The following is a 21,641-nucleotide window of genomic DNA, read 5'->3' as shown; positions in this document are numbered from 1 at the left end:
TCATGGGGATCCAGAAGTATTATGCCGTTCAAACAAAAGGAGCTTCTTGGATCAATACAAAGATTGTGATAGCTTGACGGCGGGGAGATTTAACCCCGCCGAATAAATTTCTTTAAAAATCTGAAATACCGTATCTTCCATACTTCTAAGTGAGTTTAAGTCGGCAGTGTCAGCAGTGTCCTCCATGTTATTCTTTGGTTCTGTTAACACCTTTCTCTCAGTAGCTTCCAACTGTTGAATTGCATCCAAAAGTATTCTGTTTACTTCACTACTGTTTGAAGCAAATCCAGATTGACTTAAGCTATCCATTACACCATCAATATGATTTTGAAATTCTGGATGCTCTTCAAGTAAAATTTTCAAAGTTTCTTCAGTTTACGGATAAAGATCTAACGTTGAGTTACTAGCTTTTGCTGATACAGCGCTTGTCGATGTTCCGAGTAAACATGTTATCGTACAGATTAGCCCAATTCTTTTTAACATTTGCCCTCTCATTTTAAATCCTCCTATAAACTATAATAATTGCTTCGAATTTATTATATTCCTTTCATCATACAAGAAAAAGACTTTTTATATGGTTCACTATATGCTATAATTTGGATATATTCTTTGCTTAATTTCATTGAAGTCGAAAGGAGTACATTGTTATGAAAAGCAGAAAATACAGAAAATCCAAGCAAGCTAAAAACAGAAACTTTAGATATTTTCTACTTTCTATTACATTTTTTCTACTCTTATTCATAATTTATTTTTTTTTCGAGTTCTTTTCAAAATAGAGTAATTATTAAATTAAATTGGGGAATTTGGATTCCGTCTGGTAACGAGCTCTATACATATAGCGATTTAAAGGACTGGTATGCAATTTATCAGTATTCACCAGAAAACCGTATAATTAAAAAATTGAATAAAAATGTATTATCCAAAAAAATGCAAGATAACATAAATACTCATATGTCGTCTTTAGATATTCCAGATGGGTGGTTTCCTGCTTATGACACTATAGACTTCGTACAAGTTAAAGATGCTGGTAATGGTAGCATCTTATATCTTTTATACTCATCAAAAGACTTAAAACTTTATATAATCAGCTCTATTAACTAAAAATTTCACATTATAACATTTACCTCAGTGTATGCGTTAAATTTTTTATCACATTCGTTTGCATCATCATCGGTCAGAAAATGGTTCTCACATCAATATGAAACATCAGGTTATGAGTCTATACAATTAAACGGAGTTGTTTGGGATTCCAAAGGAGCACCCTTTGGCACATGATTTTGCAAAGTAAAGTATAGTGGATTATACACTTTATTGTTTGCATCTTCAAACGTAAACGCTCCATAGTAAGTGCGCAGATTTTATACTGTAGATTTGAGATAATAGGCTCACCAAGTTGAAAAAGTTGAGCCTTAACTTTTTCAACATCCAAAGGGAGGTATAGTCTATTGGGATCTACTACATCTTTAGTCGCACGTCAATATCGACTTCACGAATGGGCGGATCAGATTTGCGGATGCAATAACCGCCCAAGCAATCTTACTGTTAAGGAATGGTGCAGTCAGCACCAGATTACAGTTGCTAATTATTACTATCGCTTAAAGCAGGTTCGCATGGCATGTCTCGAGAACCTTCCGGAAGGACCAGCCTCTCAAAGTGTCGTTCCAGTTCCCTCTGAACTGATGGCAAATGTTGCTTCCGTATCGTCCAGTCTGGAAGTGAAAGTAAATCATGTTAGTCTTCGTGTTACGGAGAATACAACACCGGAATTATTGAAAATGGTGCTCCAGGTGCTTGCCGATGCTTAATGATGCCATCTGCTTTAAAAATGTCTGCATCATAACCGGGTTTACAGACTTGAGGTTCGGAATTGATTCATTAGCAGCTACAATCGAATGGTCGGAAAAGCTTCCGGCGAATTGCAGAAAGTAACCGTCACCCCACACCGCTCTGATAGGTGGTGTGATTTTTAGAAGACACCCACTATGGAGCGTTTACGTAACACTCCCCTTTTATCTCTCATTCAATGACACTCTATGAAAATAAAAAAGCTGATACAAGATCTTATTCTCTCATATCAGATATCCATATTTTTTTACTGTGTACACATATTTTCGTATTACCTGTGTATACAGCACCTATATTCCATTCTTTTTCACTTTATACACTGGATACACAGCTAAAACTGTTACCCCAGTTTACATCCGCGATCAAGATTTCCGGATCACAGATCAGCCATTTCGCTAAAACCACTTTCTGTTGGTTTCCACCACTTAGATTCGCATAAGTTGTTTGTTCAACTTACACACTTTATTTTACACTCCCGTTCTTTAGCGATGAAATCGCTCCTCATGACTCCCTCCTTCATATACTCAATTGCTTCCCCGTCTATATGTCGTGTTTCATCATTCAAGGGCAGATGCAGACTGATTGCATCCGATTTTTTATACAACTCTTGTATGCTTAATGATTTTATATGGTGTTCGTTACAATATTCTTCATTAACATATGGATCGTATGTAATGACTTCCATGCTAAATCCTTACGCGTGCCCATCAATACACCTTTACTATATAGTACGAGAACCACATACACAGATCACGGCCCCTTTGAATATGCAATCTTGAAAATCGTTGCCGATCGCTATGAATATCAGGTGTATTTATCCGGAAGATCCTGACCTTATATTGCATCTTTAAAATGCCCCGCCGCTCCAACAGGAGCAGCAGGGCATTTTAAGATTCTTATCCTCTCATACTTTTCACAACAACCACTTCGGGGTTTTCGGATAAGAGAGTAACAAATTCCATGAGGCTTTGATCTTTTCTTAAGATTAGTTCAACAGTAAGTTCTGTCTCGGGCGGTTCTGTCTTTTTATAGTCCAGTCCGATTATATCCGTATGATAATCTTCGTATGTCTGAAGAATTTTCTCTACTTTCCGGACATTTCCTCCTTCTTTAATTCTCAGCTTGACAATATCCTTTTCCATCTCTCTGTTAAAGATACTCTTGTGCATCAGAACCTGTATAAAAACAACAAGAACCGCTGTGGCAATTCCTATGTAATATAGCCCGGAACCGATGGCCATTCCGATTCCGCCTGTGGTCCAGATGCCCGCTGCTGTAGTCAGACCACTGACCATACGATTTCTCAGAAAGATAATCCCGGCTCCTAGAAAACCTATCCCGCTTACAATCTGAGCCGCTACACGGGAAGCATCAAAGTCTGCACTGTCCGAGAATCCATATTTGGAAACAATCATAATTAATGCTGCACCAACTGCAACGATTGCATGGGTTCTGATTCCCGCTTCCTTATTTCTGTTCGTTCTTTCATATCCAATCACACATCCACAAACCGAAGCCACAAAAATTCGCAAGATGTACTCCGACTGAAGCATAAAATCCGCAATTGACAATTTGATTCCTCCTCTTATATGTTTTTATCTAAATAGTCATTCGCTTTCCATAACTCTTTGCTGGAAGTAGTCACAGAGACGGCACCAGCCTCTATAGCTGCGCGAATATCTCCCGGGGTTGCAATCAAGCCTCCGGTTATGATAGGAATATCAATATGGTTTCTTATTTCCGTTATGATTCCAGGCATCAGCCCAGGCAATATCTCGACGTAATCCGGCATGGAATTTTCGACAAGACGGTAGCTTTTATCCAGAGACTGCTGATCAATAAGAAATATCCTTTGTATGGCAATTTTTTTCTTTTTTTTTGCCATCTGAATTGCATTGGTGTGAGTGGAAATTATCCCCTCCAGTCTCAGATTCTGGCACAGGTATACAACTGCATATTCATCGTTGCTTAATCCCTTAATAAGATCCACATGGACAATCAGTTTCTTCCTGCGCTTCTGTGCCATATCTGAAATCACCGCAAGCTCTCCGACATAGAAATCCATAACAATACAGAATTCATAAGGACTCTGCAAAAACTTTTCAAAGTCCTTCATATTTGAAATAGCGGGTAAAACTTTCTGATTAATTGCTTCCACTTTTCTTACCTCCAACTTAAAGCAGGGCCAGCTGAGAGATTTTCCAATTTACAGGTGACAGTTAAAGTTCAGCCATGTCCCGGGATGCTACCAGATTTACTCCCGATTCCAGCAAATTTCTAATCAACACCTGATTGCTTTTAACAGGTGCCTGAATCTCCAGTTTGTTTATAATACGCATAGCTTCCATCAAAGACTCTTTCGGGATCTCTCCATCCGTTACGACGGGCAGTCTGTCCGACAGACCATGTTTCACCTTTACCGTAGTCGTCAAAATCCTAGTAGGATTTGTCAGCTCCTTCTTTGCATAGATAACACCTCGCTTACATCCATTACCAGTGACATGGAGGCCGTCTGAATTACCTGTAATCTCCAAATGGCACCCTTTCGGACAAACAATGCAGATCAATTCCTTCTTTTCCATATCACTCCTCCTCAAATACATCCACGCTTAAAAGTTTATATTCTTTCCCCGACAGTAAAGACTTCTCAACTGTGATGTTCTCCATCTCTCCCGGCGTCATACGCTGTTTTTTTACAGACTTCAAGACCTCTCCATCTCCTGTGACAACCATCTTCACATGTTTGAACACTGCTCGTGGTCTCATGAACAACTTTATATCCTCGTCTATCTGTTCACAGTCGATGCTTTGAGGAATGATATAGCCAATTCCCGAGCCGGCTCTTGTATGGACTTCTTTACCGGTCTTTCTCGTATCATCCCGCACATACCTGGCTGCATTTTTTCCTGCTCTCTGGCTTTCCTCCGTCACAAAATCCACCAGATCATGAACGTGAAGAACATTACCGCAGGCAAAAACGCCATCTATTGTGGTTTCCATAGCCTGATTAACTACAGGCCCCTTTGTATGTACATCCATGCCGGCACCTAAATCCCGGGACAATTCATTCTCAGGAATCAAGCCTACGGACAAAAGCACGGTATCGCAGTCATAGCTGACTTCCGTCTCATGTATGGGCTGTCTGTCTTGATCCACTTCGGAAACTACAACTCCTTCCACACGGGTTTTTCCCTTGATTTCTGTTATCGTATGGTTTAGCAGGAGCGGAATATCAAAATCCTGCAGACATTGGACGATATTTCGGTTTAGTCCGCTGGAAAACGGCATGATTTCTACTACTGCTTCCACCTTGGCACCTTCCAGTGTCAGGCGCCTCGCCATAATCATCCCGATATCCCCGGATCCCAGAATAATCGCCTTCCTGCCCGGCATATAGCCTTCCATGTTAATATATCTCTGTGCAGTACCCGCGGTCATAATGCCAGCCGGCCGGGTCCCCGGAATATCAATTGCACCTCTTGGTCTTTCCCTACAGCCCATCGCCAATATAACTGCTTTTGTATGATATATCTGGTAGCCCCCTTCTTTGCTGACCGCATGGACTTCTTTGTTCTCTGTGACTTCCAAAACCATGGTATTTAATTTATACGCAATGCCCAGTTTCTTAAACTCGTCGATAAAGCGCTGTGCATACTGTGGTCCTGTCAGCTGTTCTCCGAAATGATGCAGGCCAAAACCATTATGTATGCACTGCTGCAAAATTCCGCCCAGCTCACGGTCCCGTTCTAACAGTAAAACCTTTTTGGCGCCTTCTTTCCACGCCTCTATGCCTGCCGCCAGACCAGCAGGCCCTCCGCCGATTACAATCACATCATATTGTAACATATTTTCACTCCTTTGTCCTGCCAATCAGAATATTCGATCCAAGTTCATCGTATAAGATATCATCCATCCTCTTACCTGATTCTCTGGCCAGAATCTCCACAACCTTTGGTTCACAAAATCCTCCCTGACACCTCCCCATTCCCGGCCGCACTCTCTTTTTTATTCCTTTTACCGTAGCAGCACCTCCCGGTCTGTGAATCGCATCGACAATCTCTCCTTCTGTTATTTTCTCGCACCTGCAGATAATATTGCCGTATTGTGGGTTTTCGCGGATAAGATTCTCTTTTTCTTCTACAGACAGCTCTTCAAAACGAATCACTCTTCTCCTATTTGGATTAAAGCCTTTGTTTGGAGGCAAATCCTTCAATATTCCTTTTACCATCTGCTCTGCTTCCACAGCAATGGCCGGGGCAGCGGTCAGACCGGGGGAATCGATTCCGGCAATATTTATAAATCCGGGACAATCTTTCGCCTCTTCGATAATAAAGTCCTCTCTGTCTGCGGAAGCTCTTACGCCGGAAAAAGAACGAATCACTTGTTCAAACGGGATGTTTTCCACAATTCGATCCGCTTGTTTCCGCACAAAATCAAGCCCTTCTTTCGTGGTTTCGTTGCCTTCTCTGTCCTGTATCTGTGTAGAAGTGGGACCCAGCAGCGTATTTCCATGTACTGTTGGCACTACCAGAACTCCTTTTCCTTCCCTGGACGGACACGGAAAGATGACGGAGTTCACCAGATTTCCCACGCTCTTATCCAGCACAAAATATTGTCCAGCCCTTGGCTTTATGGCATATGTTCCACCGCCTATCATAGAATTTAATTCGTCCGAGTGCGTGCCCGAACAGTTAATGACTACTTTTGCTTCACAGTATCCTTGACCTGTCGTAATTTTAAAACCGTTATCCTTCTTTTCAATGTTTTTCACTCTGCTGTTAAGTGCAAGCTCTGCACCGTTTTGCAACGCATTTTCCATATAGGCAATTGCCAGTTCCCATGGTCCTACAATGCCTGCTGTTGGTGCATACAGACCTCGTCTGACTTCTTTACTCACATGCGGTTCTCTTGCCAAAACCTCTTCTCTGCTAAGCATTTTTACCGGAACACCATTGGCCTTCGCCTGTTTCTCCAGTTCATCCAGCGTTTCCACATCCTCCTCTGTCAGTGCAAGTGTGATTGAACCTACTTTCCGGAAAGGAACATCCAGTTCCTCACAGATTTGCGGATACATCTGATTGCCTTTTACATTGAACTTTGCCTTTTTCGTTCCCGGCACCGGGTCATAGCCCGCATGAACAACTGCACTGTTGGCCATCGTTGTTCCATTGGCTATGTCGTTGTCCTTTTCAAGAACCAGAATCTTTGCTTCGTATTTTGATAATTCTCTTGCAATTGATGTGCCGATAATTCCTGCCCCGATAATCACTATATCATACATGCTGCTCCCTCCAAATACATTGCCTCCGGCAGTTCCTGATTCATACTCCGGTATATCAGAAAAAGCACATCCAGCCGGTTCAAAATACGAACCGACCGATGTGCTTTCTCCCATTCTCTGCAACTATTAACTTAACTCAAGTCTAACATCTTCAAGCAGCTATGTCAAGCTAGTCTGCAATCACCTTGTAAACTTTTGTTTCATATGGCTTTAGCAGCACGTACCCCTGTACCTTCTCCTGCGTATCCATATCTTCCGCCGGTTCCTTTATGACAACCTTTTGTGTCTTCCCGGAATAGTTCAGAACAATCACGTAATCCACCCCACCCTTTTCTCTTACACAAATCTCACATGTCTCCGGTGCTTCAATTATGTCTTCCCAAGGGCTTATGACCTCTGTATATTTCAGAAACGCTTTCATATTATCCTCCGTAAAGGTACCTCCGAAATGCAGAATTCTTCCTTTTCCACAAGGGTTTTCCAGAAGTGCCGGTCTGCCTTCGTAATAGTTGGAGCTATATCTTGCAAGTACCTTTGTCTCTCTCCCTGAGGCTTCCAGGATATCGTTAAATATACCTGTGTCCATGCTGCTGCCATCCCAGTCCATGTGCACGGCGTCATCTGCGGGTCCTATAAATGTAAATTCCTGTACATTACCTCCGGCAGCAGAGGCCAGTAATCCCGGCATTGGCTGCATCACACATCTTCCATTCTCATCCTTCTGACCCGTACGGGCTCCGAGAATAAGAGTCCCTCCATTTTCCACATATGCTTTCAAAAGTCCTGCTTTTCTATCTGACAGAATCAGTCCATGGGGGTAAATCAGAACCGGATATTTCTGCAGTTCTTCCGGTTCTGTCTCCTCGAGCAGATACATATAATCCATCGGGGTATGACTTAACTGGGACGCTTTGAAAATCGCTTCTTCACTGCTCCATATCAATCTCTGATGCCATACATCCACCTGTGAATCCCATACATTGCTGTAATCCCTTACCACTGCAAATGCTGCCTTATACTCTGCTCCTGTCATCTCTTTCAATGCACGGGTTCTGTCATAGAGCTTATGCACCTCGGCCAGCTTCCGGTTATCTCTGTTGTCATAATCCAGAATTCCATGCCAGTATATCTCAGTTCCAAAGGTGCAGGTTCTCCAGCGAAAAAAGCTTACATAGTCTGCACCATGTGCAATACTCTGCATCGCCCAGAGCATCATCTGTCCCGGCTTCGGGGCAGGGGCTTCCATCCTGGTATTCCATCCGTTGGCGCCGGACTGCTGCTCCATAATTCCAAAATGAGGGCATATGGAGCGTACCTCTGTAAGATGCTCGCTCCATCTTCTGTCATTCAGATTCTCTGGATTTTTAGGATTTTCAGACAGACAATAAGCAAAATTCGGATAGGAATCATAGGTATATACATCCAGGGCCTCATCTGTCATCCGGTGGTTGTCAAGGTTTCCGAACATACCATTTGTCGTAATGAAATCTCCGGGTTTTATGTGTTTTCTTAAAATATCACTCTGCATCCTGCAGAAGCGGATTGCACTCTCCGAAACAAAGCGTATATAATCAAGTGTTTGATGGGGATTGGTGGAATCATGTATGGTGGTTCTGGGTACATATACCTGTTCCCATTCTGTATATTCCTGATTCCAAAAAACTGCACCCCAGGCCTGATTTAAATTTTCCAGTGTTTTGTATGTTTCCTTCAAAAAATCCCGGAAAGCCAATGTATCGCTTTCAGAATAGAATTCTGCCGTCTCGCAGTTAATTTCATTGTCGATTTGCCAACCTATAAGATTGGGATGTCCGGCATAATGTTCGGCTGTTTTTTCCACAATTCTACAGCAAAGCTTCTGATACACAGGCGAATTATAATTGTAATGTCTCCGCATTCCATGGCGGTATTTCACCCCATCCATTCTGCAGTTGAGCACCTCCGGATACTTTTCGGTAAGCCATGCGGGCGGTGTAGCAGTAGGGGTTCCAAATATGACTTTCATCTTTGTTTCAGATACAACCCGAAGAAAATCGTCAAAAAATTCATAGGTAAATTCCCCCTCCCGGGGCTCTACCTTACTCCAGGCAAACTCTCCGATACGAATCGTGCCGATACCGTTTGAGAGCATTCTATTCAAATCCTCTGCCCATAACTTTTTGTCCCAATGCTCCGGATAATAACATGTTCCAAGTGAGAGTTCATCCCACTGATAGTTTTGCTTTTTTCTCATAAGAACCTCCACTTTTTATTTTTCAGTGATTTTGCAGGGGAATGAGAAACTGGATTTTCGTTCCTTTGTTCTCTTTACTTTCTATAACCAGCCTGCTTTCTTCACCATAGCATAATAAAAGTCTTCTATATACGTTCTTTAAGCCTATAAACTGTTTTGTATCATTTTCTTCACACTGTCTGTAAAGGATATCAATTTCTTCCGGTGTCATGCCGACACCATCATCCTGAACGCAAAAGAGCAGCTTCTCTTTCTCTCTTTTTATTGTTATGGTAAGGCTTCCCTTTCCTATTTTGGGCTCCAGTCCATGTATGATTGCATTCTCAATCAGTGGCTGAAGGATAAAATTAGGAACCTGATATCCACAGCTTTCCTGTTCCACATCATACACAACAGAAATCTTATCTCCAAAACGTTCTTCCTGAATCAACAGATAATCCCTTACTGTCTTCATTTCCTCACGAAGAGGAATAAAGCGCTCTTTTTTAATCGTTGCCCGGAGCAATTCCGCAAGTGCAATTGTTATCTCCGAAATATCCGTATCCCCTTTTTCAATCGCCATCCAGCTGATGGTATCCAGCGCATTATACAGAAAATGAGGATTGATCTGCATCTGCAGAAACTCCAGTTCCGCCTGCTTACGCGTTAGTTCCATCTTATATACCTGCTCAATAAGCGTTTCAATATGCTCTGCCATCTTATTGTACTCTGTACCAATCATTCCGATTTCGTCCTGAGAAATCACCTTCACTCTTGGGTAGCGGTTGTCTTTTCCCAGGTGCTTCATGCTCTCCATCAGCTCTCTTGTAGGCTTGGCAATCCTGGATGTAGCCATCTTTACAAACAGGAGACTGACTGCCAGAACTATAACAACCAGAACTGCAGAAAGAACAATCTGCCTGTTCAGGTTTTTATAGAATTCTCTCACCGACACCGTCTGAACCAAGATCCAGTCATTTGGCATCTGATTCCCTACATAGTAAAACGCCTGTGTGCTGCTGAGCATATCATACCGGGATTTGTTCGAATTCTTCAGGAGTTCTATATCCACAGGAAACTCTGTTCCCAGGTATTTGGGATTATTCGTCACTGTAACCCTGCCGCTTTTATCCACGATATAAGATGCGCTTGAATACTCCGTAGAATTATCTGCCACAATATCAGAAAAGTAGGAGTTCTCATACACGATATTCATATAACCGACAGGCTTCATAGTTTTCAAATCCAGGATAGCCTTTGCCACGCAGATTCTGTTTTTATCTCCCACAAGACCCCAGAGACTGGAACCATTGGTCTCATAAATTTCGTCCTCCGTAAAGGCAAACTGGGTTCCCCCTGTCTCAACTTTTTTTACTGAAAACTCAATGCCCTGCTTTGAAATGACACTGACGGAAACCACATAGGAGGCATACAGTGCATCCACAGACAGCTCCCGTTCTATTGTCTGCCGCACGCCCAGAGTTCAAAGTAATCCAATTTTACTTTATCACTTATCCTTTTAACGAAAAAGGTGTATTTTTTACCGGAAATGTTTGTTATTTTGACTGTTTTATATTTTTATTATTGTTTTCATGTGACAATAATGTCAAAAATAGAATAATCCCTGCAAAGAATTGTGTGCTCTTTTGCAAGGATTATTTTTATACATTCAAATTATTTTATCTGTGTACACTCAGTTATACAACCGCTTCTATCAAAACTTTATCGCCCAAAATAATTTCTTTCACTCCAATTTTCTTTTTTCAACTATTTTCCTGCACACATCCGGTTTGTTCGTAATCATTGCATTGATTCCCTGCTCTGCCAATATTCTCATCTGGGTCTCATCATTCACCGTCCAGGGGTTTACTTCAATTCCCTTTTCTTTGCTGGATTTTACGAAATCCGGTATCTGCAGAATGTTAAGACGAGGGTGTATTGCATCTATTCCCAGATTTGCAGCATAGTCAGGTGCATCTACGATTATATCAGAAATCAATATCCCTGTCTTTACATTACTTGAAATCTTTTTAAGCCGCAGCAGTGAATAATGATTAAAGGAAGAATAGAGCAGGCGGTCTGACATTCCAAGCTTATCAGCCAATGCAATCACCTTTTCCTCAATTCCGGGATAAAAGTTATTGGAAGTTTTCAGTTCTACATTAATGGTTAAGTTTGTAGGTTTAAGCAATTGATACACCTCCTCCAATGTGGGAATTATGGTTTTCCCATACTGTGGAAAATGTTTGTTTACATGAAACGTCTTGAGCTTCTTTAATGTATACTCCGCCACATAGCCCTTATGATTGCTTACACGGTTGAGCGTTTCATCATGAATCACAACAAGTTCTCCGTCTTTGGACAGCTGTACATCCAGTTCTACCCCGTCTGCACCTTGCCTGACCGCCAGCTCAAAAGCTTCCAATGTATTTTCCGGTGCATACTCCGACGCGCCCCGATGTGCCCAGATTTTTGTTTTCATAGTATTCGTTCCCTTTCCGCAACTATAAAATTATATAAAGCACTTCTATAAAGCAGTTTCTTTTCTAAATATCTTAATAAATCCGTCAGCCTGTAGGCAACTGCTCTTTATCCATCTCCGGTCTTTGTTTTTTCTTTAATAACCCTTTTATCCGTATAATGAATTGGGTGCTATTCAGCTTTTTCGTATAAGATACCGGACTCTTTTTTATATCATTATAATAGCACAAATCAGCACATAAAGCATTACAATATTCCCAAAAAGTCAGTCAAAAGCTTGAAAATAAATATAAGTGCCCTTCATGGTACGAAAAGGGATGCCGGCTTACGCAGCATCCCTTTCACATAATTATTCAGTTTATACTTGCCACCTTGTTTGCCCGCTGCATATAAAGCGTTGCTTTTACCGGGTTTTTCAGATAGCAAGTGCCACCCGTGCTCCTTCTTCTACAGCCGCTGCAATCCTTCGTGCCTGAACTGCATCACCAATCACATGTAAATCCTGTACCTTGTCTTTCAAACTCTCTTCCAACGGATTATAGGCTTTGGAACCTATAGCCAGAATCACATTGTCAAAACCGGAAAGCCGCATCTCTCCGTCTTTTCCTGAACAGACCGCACCATCCGTCGTAAATCGTTCTACCTTTGTATCTGTCTTAATTTCAACTCCATTTTCTTTAAGTGACTTAAATACAAAGAATGCGATACTTGCATGCATATCCGCACCTGCTTTTTCCATCATTTCCACAACTGTAGCTCCGCGGTTCTCTGACCGCAAATATTCTGCGGTTTCCAATCCAACCATTCCGCCGCCGACAATGAGATTATTATATCCCATCTGAGCCTTCCCCGTCAAAATATCATTTGCCTGCGTCAGGCGGATTCCTTCATTTGGAATCTTCGGTAAGACAGGCACTGCTCCGGTAGCCAGAATTACTGTATCCGGTCTGAACGCAAGAACGATCTCTTCCGTTGCCTCCGTATTATATCGTATCTCGACCCCATACTTTTTGCACATAGTCAGATAATACTTGACAGCCCTTGCAAGCTCCGTCTTGTTCGGAGGCACGCAGCCGGGAAGAACCTGACCGCCGGCTTTCGGAGCCTTTTCAAGAACTGTTACGTGATGTCCTCTGGCCGCTGCAACCCATGCGGTTTCCAAGCCGCCCACACCTGCACCTACAATCACAACGTTTTTAGGTGTTTCTGTTTTCTCAATCTTCAGGCTGCCCTCATGTCCTGAAAACGGATTGAATGCACACGAAACACCGTAATCCCCCGGCAAAACTCCGGGAGTTCCGTTACACCTGGTCATACATCCAACACAGGGGGAAATCTCGTCTGTCCGGTTTTCCTGCACCTTTCGCGGGAATTCTGCATCCGCAATCGAACCTCTGCCAAGCGAGACAAAATCTGCAATTCCATCTTCTATGAGTGAGTCTGCAAGTACCGGATCATTGATGCGTCCCACTGTAATTACCGGGATTTTAACCGATTTCTTAACCGCCTCTGCAAATTTGGTGATAAACCCTACAGGTACATTGCTGGGCGGAACCAGGTAAGGCATTACGGCATAAACACCGAGAGAAATATGCAGGGCATCGGCGCCGGCTCTCTCCAGCAGTTTTGCCAGAGCCTTTGTCTCAGCAATCTGACGTCCTCCGTCTACCAACTCTTCACCGCTGATACGTACACAGACGGGGAATTCACTGCCACATTTTTTCTTGATATTTTTTATGATTTCTACAGCAAAACGAGCACGTCCGGTTAAATCACCTCCAAATTCATCTGTCCGCTTATTGGAATAAGAAGACAGGAACTGAGCAATCATGTATCCATGTGCCCCATGCAATTCCACACCGTCAAATCCGGCCTTCTGTGCACGGACTGCTCCGTCACCGAATTTTTCAATCAACTCATAAACTTCCTCTGTAGTCAGCTCACGGGGACTGCTCCCCAGCATCGGACATGGGATAGTGGTGGGCGCTACCGGCTGCATCCCTGTTGTCTGTTCCATCGTTTCACGTCCTGCATGATGAAGCTGCATAAAAATCTTGCCGCCTTCTGCATGAACCCGATCCGTGAGGCGCCTGCAGCCCGGGATGAAATCATCAGAATAAATAGCGAGCTGTCCCGGATTCGCCTGTCCGGCAGGATCCACAAAGGTATACTCGGTAATTACAAGGCCGAATCCACCCTTCGCCCGCGCAGCAAAATATTCAATAAGATCATCTGTAACATGCCCGTCCATAGTGACATGTCCGCTCCCCATTGCGGGCATAATCATCCGGTTCCTCAGTGTAACATTCCCAATACTTCCTGTTTGTAATAAGTTTTCAAACATTCCAAAACTCCTTTCTTAACTATAAGTATTCTTTCGGAGCCAGACATGGCTCGTCAATTCTAAGTTGAAACTTCTCAATCGTCTCCGTTTCAAGACTATAAAGCGATAAAAGAAACACTTTTCCCTCTTTTGAACGCTGACTATATATACCTTCTCCATCCTCCCGAATTTTCACATTGTCCAGGGATTCCCTTATAAATGCCATTCGGTCTTCGAGCATCTTTTTTCGTACATCCGGAGTCATCAGATGAAAAAAAGACAGCCTCACAAAAAACTCATCTCGGTTAGAAGCTAAGGAGCCCGTCACGGAATTAAGTCCCTGAATAAAGCCCTTCCTCCCTGATTCCGTTATTTCGTAAACAAATTTATCAGGTCTTCCTTCCTGGGTTTGTTGTTTTTTGGTTATATATCCCAGCTTCTGAAACTTTTTTAAAATCGGGTAGATCGTATTGTTGCTGATACGGGTACAGGAGGAAAAAGTCTCTTTCAGAATCTTTCCGATTTCATACCCATACATTGGTTTTTTCATAAGACAGCTTAGAATGCAGATATCATAGTACATACTTCTCACTCACCTCTGGCGTAATTAAACATATGTCAAATTAGAATATGTTAGTTTAACATATTATACCTGTTGTTTTATCTCTTGTCAATACTTTAACAAAAAGAGCGGCTCTTTATTTAGAACCGCCCGCATTATAAATTCCTGTTTTTGTTACTTATTTCTTATCTTTAGAGAATACCGGAAATACCCGTCATCTTCACACCACATCGGAAAATTCGTTCCCCACTTGTTATTAAACAGACAATAAGAAAAACCTTTCTCCATATCAGGAAGTTCCCGGCATCCGCCGTACAGACGCCTTCCTCCCATACTTACCAGGGGAGAATCCAGATTCAGAATCTCTATGCTTCCATCTGCTCCGTCAAAGCTCATTTTCTCCACGCAATGCTGGCGGCGGTTCCCTCCCCGCACGACATCCATGGGCAAAATTGTTTCACCCATAACGCACATTTCCCACAAAGAGGGGTTTTCCACCTCCAGACTGACATCAAACCAAAGAGCCTCCGGCATCTTATTGGCATCCTTCCTGCTCCAGATTAACTCGCACAGAATTTCCTCCCCGAAAGTATAGCGGATACACGCCTGCCGCGGACAACCGTACCCGGAGGCTGCATGAAGATTTCCTGCCAGTTCCAGTTCCATGATATTTTGATACTTTCTGATCTGTTTTACTCCAAAGACATAATTTTTATGTTCCAGAGTTTCCACCGTTTCCAATCCGGGCTTTCCAAAATCTGCCTCAGCCCAGGGCATATTTTCTTTAAACGTATGATTATACTGATAGAATTCCTCAATCGTATCAAGGGCGCTGTAGGTTTCATAAGAAAATCTCCCAAAACAGCCTGTCTTAATCCAGTTCTTTCCTTCCCTTTCGAGATAAACCATGGCTCCGCTGCCATCGAAAGATACCTTCCAGTCATTCACCTCTATAATTTCATAAGGATGATGCTTCTCTCCCGAACGCAGCCGAAAGGATTTTTTCTCTTCAACAAATCCATAGGCCGCCTCGGCTTCTTTTTGTAATTCCATCGGTAATGCCTGGACAGCTTTCTCAAGATATTGGCGCTGCTCTTCATAAGAGTATTCATAAGCCTTATAACTGCCTGTCAGATGCGAAGTATTTTTTTCCTCACATACCAGCCGTTTCAACGCAGTATTTCTTTGTGTAAACAGTTCCTCTGTTACCTCATCAAAGACCCTTGCCTGCTGAAAGTCTTCTTTCGCCCAGTTTTTAAAATCAAACAGATGTTTTTTGTAATCCAAAGCCCAGGTATGTTCGCAGACAAACAGAAGATTTTCCATAAATGTAACGTATTCCTCCCCGTCGGCAGGCAGCCTTCCCTCTTTTATCCATTTGCTCCTAAGCCTCATCAGTTGTTTTAATTTTCTGACTTTTAAAGGGTCAGAGGCAATGCCGTGAATCCATGTATCTCCGATTTCCTCCCGAATAACAGGAAGCGTGTCTTTATGATTCCATAACTGCTCTGCGTAAGCATCCAGGGTCGAAGCACACACCCTGGCATTGGGATAGCGTTTCTTTAGATGCGCCAGGCTTTCTGCAATCTCACTCTGCGTAGGCAGGCCCTGATTATCTCCCAGGAAAACAAATTCCAGAACCTCTTCCATCCCTTCTGCATAGCAGGCGGAACCATAGACGGGAGAGTACTGTACTGCCAGCTCCTCTCCTTTTGATTTCCAGAGGAAGCTTTCAGGCACCTCCGGGTTCATCGAAGACGGATTCACTCCTATATGAAGATACTTCTTACCATGGGCTGCCATACTCCCAATGATTGCTCTGGTATGGCCGGGGACATCTGTCAGTTTTGATGCTATGGTCTGTTTTCCAAACCTCTGATCCAAAGCGTCCGAATAGCTTAAATCAAAATCCAGCAGCTCCTGGTCCATTAGCTCTGTATGCGTGGTAAATGCAAGACCATGCCAGCATATGTCCCCTCTTTCAATGGCATCACATAATTTCTTCTGTGCCTCTTCGTCTGCAACCTTCAAATAATTGGCAATCAGGAAAGCTCCTATGGTCCATATAAACCTTTTCTCTCCGTCATGATTCATTTCTTCAGCCAACTGCACTGCCTTTGGGATGTAATCCTCCATATAATTTTCTAGTACATCTCCTGCAAAATCCGTGAATCCCATATCAAAATGAGTCATGAATACCACATGAACTTTTTTGATTTTCCAATAATCCAACATAATTCTCTATTCTCCTCTTGTATAGAAAGGATTTGATATCAAAACAGGCACCCTCTGAGTCCCTGCCCACAACTGCCTTCTAACCTCTGCTCTATAATACTTTTTATCCGGAATACACCGGACAACTTTCATCGTGTTCTCTTCACAGATGATTTCTTCCTCACCATCATCCCAGATCAAATGTATGGTGTCATCCTTTTTCAGATTTGAGAACTGAAACACAACGCTGCTTTCTGCCTCTATTTCATCACCGGGTAAATATCTGCTGCTTTCCATCTCCATCACAGGTCCCTGCGGTGAAATGCTAAGGAAGCTTCGTCCTCTTTTCAGTGCATCCAGGATATCGGCCGCGGAGTTTGACATCGCATATACACAGGTACAGGGTAAGCCCGGCATACTCCCTTCCCGAATGATATGGAAGTCACTGCCACCTGTCACCGGTATCCTTCTTCCTGCCTTTAGCTGCAAATCCCACCATTCCAGACACTTTTGATTTCTTTCTATTGACAGTCCTCCGTTCCAGACTTCAACCAGATCATATTCCATGGAATCCATGCCCCATCTCCAGCCGCAGTCCAGACAAAACGGATGGTTCAAAACGACTAACGCACCTGCGTCTCTCGCCTTTGCAAGAATTTCTTTCGCCTTTTCCTGCGAGTTGGCCATAAAATCCTGAAATGGTCTTTTGATCCCGAGCATTCCGGCATGTCCCCGGTAGTTGGTCCACTCTACCCCCGGAATCAGGGTGACGTGCTCTGTAGAGCGAAGCTCATAATTATGCGCATAATTGTTATGATCTGTAATGAAGATATAATCAAGCCCCTCTTTTTCTGCCAGAAATGCCAGCTCACCGGTGGTCATATTGCCGTCAGAGCCGCGGGAATGCATATGGATATCTCCTTTCAGAAGCTTCAGTTCCTTTATTGCAGCTCTTACTCTGTAAGTTACCGTCACTCCCCCCTGCGGCACTTTATATGCGCCCAAAAGCACTTGCCATTCTCCTTGTTTTAATGGAACCGGGAAAAAACCTTCTGAGCATGCTCTCTCCGATATTTTAATACTGCTTCGGTTTGAGCCTGACCATCCGATAAACTCCCCATCTGCATCATTTAATCCGAAATCAAGGATACTGATTGATTTATCATATTCGTAAGAAATCTCCATCCGGGAAGCATCTACATCCAGGAAAAACGGTACGGTAAGATACATACCTTCCTCTTCTTTTGTTACAAAACGCTGAAATGTAATATCTTTATATTCCACTGTTTTCTCCCTCACTCTTTCACCGCGCCCATATTAAGGCCTTCCATCAAAAACTTCTGCGCAAATATATAGATAAGCAGCAATGGTACTGTAGAAATCACAATCGTCGCCATAATTGCATTATCCGGTGCTACCGCCGTACCGGAAGTCGAACCTGTAGACAGAATCATCTGCTTGAGCATAAGCGGCAGCGTATATTTACTCTCATCTGTTATCAGAGTTGCAGGAAGCATAATACTGTTCCATTTGCCCACATATTCCATAAAAAACACCGTACCCAGTCCCGGGAGGGATATAGGCATATAGATGCTGCTGAATATTTTCAATTCTCCCGCCGCATCCATTCTGGCAGACTCTGCAAGAGAATAAGGAACCGTGTTAAAGTAATTTCTCATCATCATAATGCTGAACCCCGATACAAGACCATTCAGAATCAGCCCCTGATATGAATTAAGCAATGATAACTGTTTATTTAACTGATAAACAGAAATTAAGGTCAAATCCCCTGGTATCATCATGGTGGTCATGATAAAGGATGTAATCAGCCCTTTAAAAGGAAGATCCTTTTGAATCAGCACGTAGCCTGCCAATGCAGAGAGAATTACCTGAATCACTGTTCCAATCGTAGTAACCAAAAACGAATTTAAAAATGGCCTCGCCATTTTCGTAACCCGGAATACATAATCAAACCCTTCCATGCTGAACTGGTTCCACCAAAGCTTGATTCCACTCTGGCTGGAATCAAGCGCTGTTGAGGTAGATACCACAATCACGTTCCACATAGGGAGAAACGTGATAACAAATATAATGACAGTCAAAACCAGAAACAGTATCCTCCAAACTCCGGTCACTTTGTTTTTATTTAATTCACCTTTCATAAGCCCATCCTCTGATCTATGAATATATTTCATCATATTTTAATATCTTTTTAACAACAGTAGAGATAATAAACGTTGCGAGCAGAACAATTGTGGCTGCTGCCGTGGCGGTTCCCACATTGAACTGGATAATCCCCTGCTCATAGATCAGAACCAGAAGGTTCTTTATCTTATCGCTTATAGCCGCATTAGACATAATGAATATCTGGTCAAAATTCCTTAAAATGCCCATAACAGACAGAACCGTAACGACCTTCATGGTGGGCGTGATTACCGGGAGCGTTATATAGCGAATCTGCTTGATTCTGCTGGCTCCGTCAATTCTGGCAGATTCATACAAGGATGTATCAATCCCGACGATTGCCGCCATGAACAGGGCTGCAAAATACCCCGCACCTTTCCAGGCTCCGGTAAATATCATAATCGTTCTCGCATAGACTTCCTCTGACATAAAAACAATCGGTGAAAAATTACTGTTATTCAGAAGTTTTAAAATACCGTTCACCATTCCATTGGGTGAAAGTATGGTAATCCATAATCCCCCGACAACCGACCACGAAAGTAGATTTGGAATGTATGTCACCGTCTGAAAAAGAGACCTGCTTACCTTATTTCTGGTTTCATTTAGCAATACTGCAATCAGGATTCCCCAGAAGAACTGAAGAATAAAGGTTCCTCCACCTACAATCAGACTGTTCCAAAACGCCTGTTGATACTGAGCATCCAATAGGATTTCCTTATAATTGGAAAATCCTACAAACTGGGAGCCGCCTAAAAGTTTGACCTTTTGAAAGCTTTTAAAAATCCCCAATACCAAAGGATAATAAGAAAACACCAGGAAATACACCAGAACCGGGATAAGCAGGATGTAGATTCCCTTATACCTTATAATCTTTCGTTTAAGCTGTCCTTTCAAAACATATCCCCCTATCGGTCTGTGACTTTTCTGTCTACCAGCTCTTGCCTCATTCCACTAAGGCCATCCTCTGTGGACACTTCCCCCTTAATCATCTTAATTCCCCATTTTCCTATAATTTCTTTATAATCGCCTTCATTCGGGATAATCATATCTATGGCCGCATAATCACCGTAGCTTAAGGCCTCATCAACTCCGGCTGCATGAGGGAACAAGGGCTGGTAATCCTTGTAAATCGGGAACGGAGCTCCGTGGTCACCTGCATGTGAAGCACCGATTTCTGTGTATTCATAGTTTCCTTCGCTTCCCGTATAATCGTGTCCCTCAATTCCTGTGGAAAGCAGATTGCCGCCTTCCTGGCTTGCAAAATACTCTAATACCTTGATTGCGCCGTCCGGATTTTCTGCATTAGCCGGGACACCAAAGAGACTGGCAGCGCCTTTTGCAAGCATATAGGAACCTTCAGGTGTCTTAAGCCCCGGAAGAGAAACTATTTCATATTCATCGGTGGATATTCCACCTGCTGCAGCATTGGCATTGTGTAATCCTACCCACGCAACCCAATCGGCTGTCACCGCATTCTTTTTGGAAGAAGCTCCCATCTTGTTTCTCATATCCTTTGTCTTATCTACAAATGCAGCCGGATCCATAAGGCCATCGTCATAAAGCTTTTTAAACCACTCCCAGACAGGTCCTGCTTCCTCCTCTGCATACGGTGCATACTTTTTCCCTGCATCATCAAGCACGACCCCGTTCTTCAATCCTTCTGCTGCCATCCATGGCTGCAGATCCCACGTTTCTGACAAAATTGTATTAAATGGGTAGAAATCGGAATCTGAACTATTCTCCTTCAGTTTCCGGAAGACATCATAATAACCGTCCATGGTAGGTTCGATAGACTTATAATCAATTCCCGCAGCTTTTAACATGGTATTATTCAAAGCCACAACCCTATGTACTTCTTTCTTATTGAACCCCGCATATATTTTTCCATCAATTGTAATATCCTCCCATTCTTTAGGATCGATATTATCTGTCAGAATCTTGGATGCTTTTATGCGGTCTGTAATATCCAGAAGCGCGTCCTGCGCAATAAGATTATCGTAATCGCTGGCGTTCAGATAAATCAGATCATACTTTTCACCGCCGCTTAATTTTTGCATCATCACCTGCGTGTAATCAGAAGCAGGCTTTTCCATGACTATGTCAAGACCAGTACCCTTAGAAAGTGCTTCCTGGAACAGCTTCATCTCCTCTTCATCTTTTCCTCCGGTAACGGAAGCCAGTATCTTTACCGTACCCTCTGCTTTTGGAGTCTCTGTCTTATCCCCTTCCTTGCTCTCTGCCGCAGTACCCGATTCTGCAGCCGGGTCCGGACTGTCCTTCCCTCCGCACGCACCTAAAGCGAGTGACATTGCCATTAAACATGCACCTACTGCCAGATTTCTTTTTTTCATACCGTTTCCCTCCATAAAATATGTTTTTATATAAAAATATATTATAACGTATTTTTATGTTTGTAAAGCATATATTTTATATTTTGTATATATATATAATTTTTCCTGTCCATATTTGTTGAAAATCACAATATATTTTCATTCAATTTGTATTTTTACTGTTTTTCTGTAAAAATATATTTATTTTT

The 21,641-nt window shown here is 42.7% G+C and carries 18 protein-coding genes and 1 pseudogene; 1 reads left to right on the top strand and 18 read right to left on the bottom strand.

Annotation, left to right across the window (positions count from 1 at the left end; genetic code table 11):
* Window positions 1–51: 51 nt before the first annotated feature.
* Complete coding sequence (locus tag KNL20_RS04955) at window positions 52–363, bottom strand: hypothetical protein (RefSeq protein WP_230399513.1); 312 nt, start codon at window positions 361–363, stop codon at window positions 52–54.
* Between the two features lie 1,082 nt (window positions 364–1,445).
* Here KNL20_RS04955 and tnpA point away from each other — a divergent pair.
* Complete coding sequence (tnpA, locus tag KNL20_RS04950; protein WP_230399512.1) at window positions 1,446–1,805, top strand: IS66 family insertion sequence element accessory protein TnpA; 360 nt, start codon at window positions 1,446–1,448, stop codon at window positions 1,803–1,805.
* A gap of 394 nt (window positions 1,806–2,199) precedes the next feature.
* Here the strand turns inward: tnpA and KNL20_RS16360 are convergent.
* From KNL20_RS16360 to KNL20_RS04865, 17 genes and pseudogenes are all read right to left on the bottom strand, one after another.
* Window positions 2,200–2,274, bottom strand: a pseudogene (locus KNL20_RS16360) (hypothetical protein); the annotation flags it as partial.
* 19 nt (window positions 2,275–2,293) lie between these two features.
* Entirely contained in the window at window positions 2,294–2,530 is a 237-nt protein-coding gene (locus KNL20_RS04940) for an NAD(P)-dependent oxidoreductase (protein ID WP_230399511.1), read from the bottom strand.
* 211 nt (window positions 2,531–2,741) lie between these two features.
* Complete coding sequence (locus KNL20_RS04935; protein ID WP_331468313.1) at window positions 2,742–3,416, bottom strand: MgtC/SapB family protein; 675 nt, start codon at window positions 3,414–3,416, stop codon at window positions 2,742–2,744.
* 14 nt (window positions 3,417–3,430) lie between these two features.
* Window positions 3,431–4,003, bottom strand: coding sequence for a glycerol-3-phosphate responsive antiterminator (locus KNL20_RS04930; protein ID WP_230399510.1), 573 nt, complete (start codon window positions 4,001–4,003; stop codon window positions 3,431–3,433).
* Window positions 4,004–4,064: 61 nt separating this feature from the next.
* Complete coding sequence (locus KNL20_RS04925) at window positions 4,065–4,427, bottom strand: DUF1667 domain-containing protein (RefSeq protein WP_230399509.1); 363 nt, start codon at window positions 4,425–4,427, stop codon at window positions 4,065–4,067.
* 1 nt (window position 4,428) lies between these two features.
* On the bottom strand, window positions 4,429–5,691 hold the full coding sequence (locus KNL20_RS04920; RefSeq protein ID WP_230399508.1) for an NAD(P)/FAD-dependent oxidoreductase: 1,263 nt from the start codon (window positions 5,689–5,691) through the stop codon (window positions 4,429–4,431).
* 4 nt (window positions 5,692–5,695) lie between these two features.
* Complete coding sequence (locus tag KNL20_RS04915; RefSeq protein ID WP_230399507.1) at window positions 5,696–7,126, bottom strand: NAD(P)/FAD-dependent oxidoreductase; 1,431 nt, start codon at window positions 7,124–7,126, stop codon at window positions 5,696–5,698.
* A 169-nt stretch (window positions 7,127–7,295) separates the two neighbouring features.
* Window positions 7,296–9,359, bottom strand: a complete 2,064-nt coding sequence (locus tag KNL20_RS04910) for a beta-galactosidase (protein WP_230399506.1) — start codon at window positions 9,357–9,359, stop codon at window positions 7,296–7,298.
* A 22-nt stretch (window positions 9,360–9,381) separates the two neighbouring features.
* Window positions 9,382–10,782 carry a sensor histidine kinase gene (locus KNL20_RS04905; RefSeq protein WP_230399505.1) on the bottom strand — a complete coding sequence of 467 codons (1,401 nt, stop codon included), beginning with the start codon at window positions 10,780–10,782 and terminating at the stop codon, window positions 9,382–9,384.
* A gap of 300 nt (window positions 10,783–11,082) precedes the next feature.
* On the bottom strand, window positions 11,083–11,820 hold the full coding sequence (locus KNL20_RS04900) for a glycerophosphodiester phosphodiesterase (protein ID WP_230399504.1): 738 nt from the start codon (window positions 11,818–11,820) through the stop codon (window positions 11,083–11,085).
* A 414-nt stretch (window positions 11,821–12,234) separates the two neighbouring features.
* Complete coding sequence (locus KNL20_RS04895; RefSeq protein ID WP_230399503.1) at window positions 12,235–14,163, bottom strand: oxidoreductase; 1,929 nt, start codon at window positions 14,161–14,163, stop codon at window positions 12,235–12,237.
* 19 nt (window positions 14,164–14,182) lie between these two features.
* A complete protein-coding gene (locus KNL20_RS04890) occupies window positions 14,183–14,725 on the bottom strand; it encodes a PadR family transcriptional regulator (protein WP_230399502.1) in 543 nt (180 codons plus the stop codon).
* A 153-nt stretch (window positions 14,726–14,878) separates the two neighbouring features.
* Complete coding sequence (locus tag KNL20_RS04885; RefSeq protein ID WP_230399501.1) at window positions 14,879–16,939, bottom strand: DUF5054 domain-containing protein; 2,061 nt, start codon at window positions 16,937–16,939, stop codon at window positions 14,879–14,881.
* Between the two features lie 6 nt (window positions 16,940–16,945).
* The gene (locus tag KNL20_RS04880; RefSeq protein ID WP_230399500.1) at window positions 16,946–18,202 is read right to left on the bottom strand and encodes a CehA/McbA family metallohydrolase; all 1,257 of its coding nucleotides are present in this window, start codon (window positions 18,200–18,202) and stop codon (window positions 16,946–16,948) included.
* Window positions 18,203–18,213: 11 nt separating this feature from the next.
* Window positions 18,214–19,080 (bottom strand): carbohydrate ABC transporter permease, encoded by an 867-nt coding sequence (locus tag KNL20_RS04875; RefSeq protein ID WP_230399499.1) that lies wholly within the window; start codon window positions 19,078–19,080, stop codon window positions 18,214–18,216.
* 16 nt (window positions 19,081–19,096) lie between these two features.
* Window positions 19,097–19,996: an ABC transporter permease subunit gene (locus KNL20_RS04870; protein WP_230399498.1), complete on the bottom strand. Its 900-nt coding sequence runs from the start codon at window positions 19,994–19,996 to the stop codon at window positions 19,097–19,099.
* Window positions 19,997–20,007: 11 nt separating this feature from the next.
* Window positions 20,008–21,453 (bottom strand): ABC transporter substrate-binding protein, encoded by a 1,446-nt coding sequence (locus tag KNL20_RS04865; protein ID WP_230399497.1) that lies wholly within the window; start codon window positions 21,451–21,453, stop codon window positions 20,008–20,010.
* Window positions 21,454–21,641: the final 188 nt, after the last annotated feature.

Origin of the sequence: Novisyntrophococcus fermenticellae, from assembly GCF_018866245.1 — a bacterium.
Classification (GTDB): domain Bacteria; phylum Bacillota; class Clostridia; order Lachnospirales; family Lachnospiraceae; genus Novisyntrophococcus; species Novisyntrophococcus fermenticellae.
Note: the sequence above shows the minus strand (reverse complement) of the source record. Positions and strands in the feature narration are given on the sequence as shown.

Excerpts from the sequence above, each read along its gene's own strand:
- KNL20_RS04940 (WP_230399511.1), bottom strand. The coding sequence starts at position 2,530 with ATGGAAGTCATTACATACGATCCATATGTTAATGAAGAATATTGTAAC.
- KNL20_RS04925 (WP_230399509.1), bottom strand. The coding sequence starts at position 4,427 with ATGGAAAAGAAGGAATTGATCTGCATTGTTTGTCCGAAAGGGTGCCAT.
- KNL20_RS04920 (WP_230399508.1), bottom strand. The coding sequence starts at position 5,691 with ATGTTACAATATGATGTGATTGTAATCGGCGGAGGGCCTGCTGGTCTG.
- KNL20_RS04915 (WP_230399507.1), bottom strand. The coding sequence starts at position 7,126 with ATGTATGATATAGTGATTATCGGGGCAGGAATTATCGGCACATCAATT.
- KNL20_RS04910 (WP_230399506.1), bottom strand. The coding sequence starts at position 9,359 with ATGAGAAAAAAGCAAAACTATCAGTGGGATGAACTCTCACTTGGAACA.
- KNL20_RS04900 (WP_230399504.1), bottom strand. The coding sequence starts at position 11,820 with ATGAAAACAAAAATCTGGGCACATCGGGGCGCGTCGGAGTATGCACCG.
- KNL20_RS04895 (WP_230399503.1), bottom strand. The coding sequence starts at position 14,163 with ATGTTTGAAAACTTATTACAAACAGGAAGTATTGGGAATGTTACACTG.
- KNL20_RS04890 (WP_230399502.1), bottom strand. The coding sequence starts at position 14,725 with ATGTACTATGATATCTGCATTCTAAGCTGTCTTATGAAAAAACCAATG.
- KNL20_RS04885 (WP_230399501.1), bottom strand. The coding sequence starts at position 16,939 with ATGTTGGATTATTGGAAAATCAAAAAAGTTCATGTGGTATTCATGACT.
- KNL20_RS04875 (WP_230399499.1), bottom strand. The coding sequence starts at position 19,080 with ATGAAAGGTGAATTAAATAAAAACAAAGTGACCGGAGTTTGGAGGATA.
- KNL20_RS04865 (WP_230399497.1), bottom strand. The coding sequence starts at position 21,453 with ATGAAAAAAAGAAATCTGGCAGTAGGTGCATGTTTAATGGCAATGTCA.